Genomic DNA, 7,639 nt, shown 5'->3' with positions numbered 1-7,639 from the left:
CGCCGGCTATATCAATGGAGGTGCTCACGAGCGGGTCTGAACGGAAGCTAAGCAGCCACTCGGCCGCTTTGCTTGCTTGCGACGCGGCGCGGACGATGGCGCGATTGTCCTCGCGCAGCACATTCAGCCACGAACCGATGTAGTCCGCGTGCCGCACCGTCGGCACGATTCCGAGCGACGCACACGAGAACGCGGCGCACAGTTCCGCGATCAGTTCTTCGAAGGCGTACTTCTTTGAGCCGAACGAGCCAGACAGATCGCGGTTGAGACGAGAACGGTGGCCGCTGGCATGACCCAACTCGTGCAACGCCGTGCGGTGCCAATTAATCGGTTCGAAATACGCGGCAGGCGGCGGCACCTGCACGTAGTCTTCCGATGGTATGTAGAAGGCGCGGTTGCCCCCGATGCGAAAGTCGATGCCGGTCGACTTGATTAGCGCTTCCACCTCCGGCTCGATCATGCCGGGCGGTGGCAGCGGCGGGACTGTTGCGATCTCGTCCGGCAGCGCGTCACACTGGTCGGTGTTAAAGACCGTAAAGCGCTTCAGGAACGGAATCGCCTGCGCTTCTTCCCCGCTTTCTGCTGCGCGCTTTTTCTCATCATCGGGAATGAAGCGGTCGGCATAGACGACGGTGGTGCCACGCTCGCCCTTGCGGACATGGCCGCCGAGCGACAAGGCCTGGCGGAAGGTCAGCCAGTTCTGGCCGGCGAAGCCGTGCTCGATCACCGCTCCCCAGAGGATGAGGACGTTCACGCCGCTATACTGTCGGCTCGTGGAAGCGTTTTTCGGCATGGCGAGCGGCGCTTTTGCCGCTGCCGTGCCCCAGGGCTGGACCCACGGCACGCGGCCGGCCTCCAATTCGGCGATGATCTTGTCGGTGATCTCGTCATAGAGGCTCGCCCGGTCCTCGCCGGCGCGCGCCCGGTATCGATGTCTGGACATCGCGGGTCTCCGCGACGGGCGCCGCGAGCCTCTCTCGCAGCCTTAAACCCGTCGCGGAAAAGTTGTCCGCACTCTCGCTCTTCTGCTGCGACGCCTTATGCCGACACAGACGGGTCCTGAGAGCGCCGCGTCAGGGATGGAAGCCCGAAGGGTGAAGACCCGGCGCTTGCCGGGGCTTCAGCGGAGCCGACAGCCCGGCCCCGTAGGGAGACGCCCCGACGTGAACAATGTCGAGGCGGTCAACGTTCGGGATCGATCGGCACCAAGTGCCAATGCCAACCACCATTGCCGCCAGTAGAAAGGAAGGGAACGACATAGATGAGCTCGCGCTTGCATATGGTGCATTCGCAAGATGTGGGGCCGGGTTTGTCTTCCCAATCATTGATGTCTACACGGGCGCCTTCGAAAAAGTTCAGCGCATGTCCGCAATTAGGACATGCGTTTTTCTGTACCAGAGAGCGCAAGACATACTGGCGTTGCTTGTCGATCGGCGGAAGATCTTGACGCTTGGCCGTCAGCAGTTCGGAATTCTTCATGGCGGGCTCTCCACGACGGGCGGCCAAGAGCTTTTCTCTCAACCTCCAACCCGTCACGGAACGTCGCCCGAACTTTCCCTCTCTGGCTGACAGTCCGGTCCGGCCAACCGACTCCGACCAATCCGTCTCGACCGCTTTTCACATCTGCACGAGTCCAACTGTGAGCGAGCGCCGCGGTGCGCTACTGGATCAATCGACCCGGAACGACAATTGGTCTGTGTCATCGGTAGGCAGCAACACGCGGGCTCCATGGCGGATTGGGCGCACAAGCGTATGAGCCAACAACTTCAATTCTGTTTCGCTTCGTTCCATACGTGCCGAAGCCCAACGTTCAAACCAATGTTGCGCGATCCTCACCGTACTCGCTTGTGCCTCATCGAGCGAGAAAAGGTATTGAGGCATGTCATCTAGTCGAAGGAGGTACCGGGCAGTGTTTGAGATCAATGTCGCGCCATAGACCACTTTTTCTATGCCGTGTTGGAGCATTTCGTCCGAACTCATGCCGAGGGCATTCAGGCCATCACGGAGCGAACGAAGCTTTGGACTCGTGCCCTCGCCAAACACATTGTTGACCCGGCGTCCATTTGTTGTGCTCGACAGATATTTCTCGATTGCAGCTTTTGTGTCGCGACCGAACTGAAAGGTACCGACACCCGACGTGCGGTTGCGTTCGTGACTCGTAAGATATCGATAACGAACAGATTCCCCTTTCGGTCCGCCGACAACGTCGCAGGGATACGATGTTCGGTCGTATTGGTTTGGACGCTCGCCGTACAGGCTGGTGGTTCCAATGAACACGAGATTTGCAGGACGCACGATCGCACGGCCGGCCATTGAGGACGCGATGATGCTCGGAAGCGATTGATACCGCTTTCTGTACTCAACAACGACTTCGGGGCTTGCGGCCAGCATCGCCACCAACTTTCCGCCCAGGAGCGCATTGTAAGGCGGCACCGCACCACACACCGTGAGATCCGCGATCTCAGTCCCGACGGTCATCGAGCGGGCAAGGCGCACGACTTTTGAAAAAGCCGTGCGGCCAGTTCCAGACGCAAACAGGGCTTCGAGTCGCTTCGCTTTGGCCACGCCGTCGAAAGTTATTTGCAACGTATTGCGCGTTTCGAGGAGGGCCGCGATCTCTCGTGCGCGCTTAGAGGTGAAAAGCGGAGAGCGTGCGTATCTTTGCCAATCTGCCGCCTTCACTCTGGACGCATCACCGCTCGCCTTATTTAACGTCGCTTCCGCGCGCGCGTAGTGATCGTCGCGTGCTTTCGCGGCAAGCTTCTGCAGCTTCGTGACAACCGACTGCGGGATATGTTTGGGAAGTTTCGCAGGCAAGATGCCCTTCTCAAGGAAATCTTGCCGATAGATCGCCTTCAGAGCTTTATCGATCGTTGTGAGTGCCCAATCGGCATATTCTGGATTGGGATTCTTTTGACACTCTGCGATGATATCTTCGCCGAGCCATCCAATGAAGCGATCTCGTGCATCCAGTTGGACAGCAGCGCTGCTGATGGCTCCGATACCCATGACCGGATGGTTGGGCGCGGCTCCATCCCGCACGAGGAACAGCATGCTGCGTCCGGGCACACTCTCATAGGGATTGGTCCAAGTGTGACGAAAATAGCGCCAAATGTCCTGCAGCGGTAAGCCGGTGATGGCGCAATTCGACGCGGAGTGAACGAACTGGATATAAGGCCGCACAAGATCGGCAAGTGTTTTCCCTGATGTGCCTGCTAGTGCGCCGGTGATCTCGAATTGGAGATGTCGACCATCCCGCATCAACGAGAAGATTGAATGGCGTCCGGTGCTCGTCAGCACGCCGCGCTCCATACGCTCGATGAATGCACGCGTGGCAGGCTGCCTGAGTTGTGCATCCCGCGCGGCTTGATAACGGCGGCGCTTGTGTACACGTACTTCCTCATCGTCGTCGGATGGACGATGGGCAAGAATTCTTTCTTTCCTGTTGACCTTGATGAGCCAGCCTTGGTCGATCAGATCGGCGATAACTGTCGCTGACGCAATGAGACCGAGTTTATCCTTTGTCTTCAATTTTTCTGCATTGGCAAGCAAGCGGCTTCGCGCACGGAGTCGCTGCGACTTGACCTCCGCGAGATCGGCTCCGCCGAGAGACAGATCCGTTACGAACTGCGCAAGAAGGTGCTTCGATGCTGCAGCCGTAACTGCTGTCGGTGTGATGTCAATGGCGCCCAATATGTCATCCTATGAGCGCAGCAGAGCGTCGAACACCTCACTCCATTCCTTGCGGAACTTGGCGAGCGTCTTTCGTTCGTCTTTATTGTTCAAAAGCGCTTCAGCACGCGTCGCGGCCAGAAGCATAAGATTTATTATGTGGGATGCTTTGGTCGAATCCAAACCGTTCTGACCAACGAGGGGCTCATAGAACTTCCGGAAGAAGAGATGATTTGAGTTGAGAACTGCAACGAGAACTCCGTCGGAGACGAGCGGCTTGTAAAATGGCCCGCTGTCTTGCTCGTCCTGGACCAGGAGATATTTTGTTTCCGAGCCTTTCTGCGTTAGCGCGTCTTTGACTCTCGTGTGACGATCTGCGAGATCGGAAAGTGCTCTTGTGTCGCTACCTTGTCCCTTCGCTCTGGGAATCGGGCGAAGGCGGTCATGCCGCTTAGCAGCTAGTTTTTCGGCTTCGATGCCTGTCTTCTCAGTTTTGAGATTCAGATGCTTTTGCCGGACACGTGAGTTGAGGGCCTTTGCCGTATCTTCAAGGATTGGCTGAAGCGCTTCGCTCAGGTAGTCTTTCGGCCTGATCTGCTGCTTGGTGTGTGTGATACCAAATGCATCGTCGAGGTCGGGGTTGAATCTGATTTCGCAGCGCCACCAGTCGTCGTAATTCTCGCGACGCTTTGCTCCCATGAAGAACCAGCCGAAATCGACCTCACGTTTGCCACGCACAATGGACACACCGGCACCGTTCGCAACGCCGCGAGCGCGCTTTTCCTCGTTAGATAGTTCGTGCCATTCCGCGACGGGCAATTCGGTGAAGATTATCTCGACCTGTCCCGCAGGGCTCGAGGGATTTTCGGGGTCTGTCGCAACTTCGACCGTAATGACGTCTTGAAATTTCTTGGCGCTACCGTCGTCGAAGGACGTCTGAAGGAATATTGGATCGACGGGAGCGATCGCTTTGCCGTTCAGCGCGATCACGGTCCCGGCCCAGAGGAAATGGCGGAAGATACGCCCAAGCCCCGCGTGCAGACGCTTTTCAATCGTGGAAGCGCGGCGATGGTCGAGGCGATCGCAACGGGTCCAGACCACGAGAGTGCCGGACTTCTTGGCCTTTACGGCAGTCGGAAGCGATTGACGCATCGGCTTCGGGATAGCCGAGAGGGTGCCGGAGACGATCTGATCAACGTCGAGATAACTCGTGATCGGCGCCTCGCCCTGCTGCCATGTGTACACGTCCACACGCCGGGCTTGGCTAAGCGAGGCATTCGGCAATCCCATGCCGAATCGACCCAGTCCTTTGCGGCTGTTGAATCGTGTCGTCCCTCCGAAGCGCAACGCCTCCGTCAGCGTCTCGGCGTCCATACCGGTGCCGTCATCCAGAACCGAGACCTCGAAGTCATCCCCGGTTGCCGATTTCCGGACATGGATGTCGATGCGCCGGGCGGATGCTTCCAGAGCGTTATCGACCAGTTCGGCGATGGCGCTGACGGTGCCCTTGTAACCGGAGTCCCGCGTGGACTGGATGAAGCGGTCCAGGGCGATGATCGAGGTGTCGGGCTCCGAACCGGCTGTGCCCCCTCTTCGGATTGCGGTAACTTTCGACATTTCTCGTATTCCACCCTGCCCGCGACCTCGCCCGCTAACCGATAAAGCAATCCGAGCGGCCCGTCAGCTCCTTTTGACGATGCCGCCCCCCTGAGCCGCCACGATCCACTGAAAACGCTCGATCTAGGCGGACTAAGGGAGGGGACGTACCAAATCTAGCACTAACGAGCCTGGGCGTGGGGATGCCGAAGATCTTCGGGCCCGTCGGACGGCGGCGGCCGTCAAAAAATTCTGGGCTCGCGTGCACATCTTCCTAGAATCCGGCCCATATTGCATTGTCACCACCGCTGCCACGCGCAGCCATGAAAACGGAGATCGAAAATGACTGTCACTGTTGACGCCTTGGACGCCGAAGTCGCGCGCCAAGAGAAGCACCTCGCGCAACTGCCCGAGAACTTCGACTTCCCCCTGTTCAATTCCAAGCACGCGATCGAATCGCAGCGCCGGAGCGGGTACCGCAACACCTCCGCCGCTGCGCGTGAAATCGTGGACAATGCGATCGAGGCGAAGGCCTCTCGGATCGACATCTTCTTCGATCAGGCCAAGCGCCAGAAGGGGAAGAAGGACGCCGAAGCCGTTACGGCGGTCGCCTTCATGGACGACGGGTCCGGGATGTCCGCGAAGATGGTTCGCTACGCCCTCAGTTGGGGCGCAGGGACGCATTTTGACGAAATGGGCACCATCGGCAAGTTCGGCTTTGGCCTCCCGAACGCGTCCATCAATCAGACGCGGCGCGTCGAGGTCTACACCAAGCGACGCACCGACACGGTCATTACCAAGGCGTGGCTCGACATCAACAATGTCCAGGCCCACGGCCTCACGCATATTGAGGAACCCGAGATCGCGGAGTTGCCTGAGTTCGTTCAGCGCTATCTCAAAGACAATGGCCTGACCTTCGATCACGGCACCGTCGTGATCTGGGTCACGCCGGATCGGCTGACTTACCGCAAGGCATCGACGCTGAAGGAGCATCTCCTCGACGATTTCGGCGTGGTCTATCGCTACATGCTGGGGGACGTCACGTTGAACGTCGCCGGCAAGACGGTGGAGCCGGTGGATCCGCTGTTCCTGACGCCCGGCGCTCGCTACCACATTCCCAAGGATAAGGGCGGCGCGATCGAGGTCTACAACCAGATGATCCCGGTCCGGTATTATCAGGACGAGGAAACGGGCGGTCTGCACCTGTCGCACGTCGAGAAGGCGAGCGACCTCGATCCGGACAACGAGAAGACGCTGGCGGTGGGGGCTATCGAAGTCCGCATTGTGCGGTTTCCCCCGGGCTTTTCGGTGCACAAGAAGGGCAAGGCCGAATCCGACGCCAACCGCCGGTTCGAAATCCGGAAAGCGCGGCGCGGAATGTCGTTCGTGCGGCATGATCGCGAGATCGAGACGGTCGATGTCTTCCCGCGGTCGATGCGCGACATCAGCGCCGGACTTGGTGACTGGCCGTTGCTCCAGGGCTACGCCTATCACTGGGGCATTGAGGTGAAGTTCAATCCTCAACTCGACGAGGTCTTCGGCATCGCCAACGACAAGCAGACCGTGCGTCCGATCGAGGATTTCTGGCGCCTGCTTGCCTCAGAGCCCTTCGAAATCGACGCTTTGCTTAAGGCCGAGAACCTTTGGCAGACGAAGAACCGCCAGAAGCCCGATCCGGTCGTCGAGACTCGCGAAGAACCCTCGCCGGCCGAGAACGCGGCGGCTCTGGCCGACCGAATCGACGGCGAACTTATCCAGGTCCCGGAAAAGGACAAGGAGAAGGTCGAGAAGGCGACCGAGGAGGAGGCGAAGAAGCGTGTCGGCGTCACTGAAAAGACGCTGGAGGAGGCGAAGGAAGCCATCAAGAAGCAGGGCCAGCGTCGCGGCTATAGGATCGAGTACTTCGACGATCCGAATGGCGCGTTCTTCGAGCCTGAGTGGCAGCCGGGCAACGTCGTGGTCGCGAAAGTGAACCGCCAGCACCCCTTCTACTCGGCTTTTTATGCCGCGCTGCTGAACCTCGAAGGGGGTAACCGGGCCAGGTACGCGCTCGACCTTATGCTTCTCGCGCTGGCGAAGGGCGAACTGCGGATCGACGACCCCGTCACCAAGCTCTGGAACGAGAACCTTCGCAAGAAGCAGTGGAGCCCGTTCTTGTCCAACGCCTTGAGGGTGCTTGAACAAACGGCCCATGCGGGCGACTCGCATGAGGAATCCCAAGGCGACCAGGAAGACACGTTCACCGCCGACGCGCCAAGCGTCGCGTGAACCTTGGGGCGCGCTCGCGAAATCGGGCGCGCCTCTCCGGCATATCGCTTGCAGGTTGCGGTATTGCCTTGTATTTTAACGATTGCGATAGGCAGAGCAGGCG

Annotated in this window: 5 protein-coding genes; 1 reads left to right on the top strand and 4 read right to left on the bottom strand. The window is 59.1% G+C overall.

What is annotated here, in order from left to right:
* The 4 genes from AB7F10_RS12875 to AB7F10_RS12860 form a co-directional block, all read right to left on the bottom strand.
* A partial coding sequence (locus AB7F10_RS12875) for an ArdC family protein (RefSeq protein ID WP_428587163.1) occupies nt 1-943 on the bottom strand: 943 nt, incomplete at its 3' end.
* A gap of 239 nt (nt 944-1,182) precedes the next feature.
* Entirely contained in the window at nt 1,183-1,479 is a 297-nt protein-coding gene (locus AB7F10_RS12870) for a hypothetical protein (protein WP_428561538.1), read from the bottom strand.
* Between the two features lie 189 nt (nt 1,480-1,668).
* Nucleotides 1,669-3,693: a Druantia anti-phage system protein DruA gene (locus AB7F10_RS12865; RefSeq protein ID WP_428561536.1), complete on the bottom strand. Its 2,025-nt coding sequence runs from the start codon at nt 3,691-3,693 to the stop codon at nt 1,669-1,671.
* Nucleotides 3,694-3,702: 9 nt separating this feature from the next.
* Nucleotides 3,703-5,289 (bottom strand): ATP-binding protein, encoded by a 1,587-nt coding sequence (locus AB7F10_RS12860; protein ID WP_428561534.1) that lies wholly within the window; start codon nt 5,287-5,289, stop codon nt 3,703-3,705.
* Between the two features lie 321 nt (nt 5,290-5,610).
* On the opposite strand from AB7F10_RS12860, the gene AB7F10_RS12855 reads away from it, so the two are divergent.
* Nucleotides 5,611-7,536, top strand: coding sequence for an ATP-binding protein (locus AB7F10_RS12855; RefSeq protein ID WP_428561532.1), 1,926 nt, complete (start codon nt 5,611-5,613; stop codon nt 7,534-7,536).
* The last annotated feature ends 103 nt before the right edge of the window (nt 7,537-7,639 follow it).

The organism is Pseudolabrys sp., from assembly GCF_050250095.1.
Taxonomy (GTDB): Bacteria; Pseudomonadota; Alphaproteobacteria; order Rhizobiales; family Xanthobacteraceae; genus Pseudolabrys.
The sequence above is the reverse complement of the archived record's forward strand: the minus strand, read 5'-3'. Positions and strand labels throughout refer to the sequence as shown.

Bases quoted from the DNA above. Each gene is read 5' to 3' on its own strand.
- AB7F10_RS12870 (WP_428561538.1), bottom strand. From the start codon at position 1,479: ATGAAGAATTCCGAACTGCTGACGGCCAAGCGTCAAGATCTTCCGCCG.
- AB7F10_RS12860 (WP_428561534.1), bottom strand. From the start codon at position 5,289: ATGTCGAAAGTTACCGCAATCCGAAGAGGGGGCACAGCCGGTTCGGAG.
- AB7F10_RS12855 (WP_428561532.1), top strand. From the start codon at position 5,611: ATGACTGTCACTGTTGACGCCTTGGACGCCGAAGTCGCGCGCCAAGAG.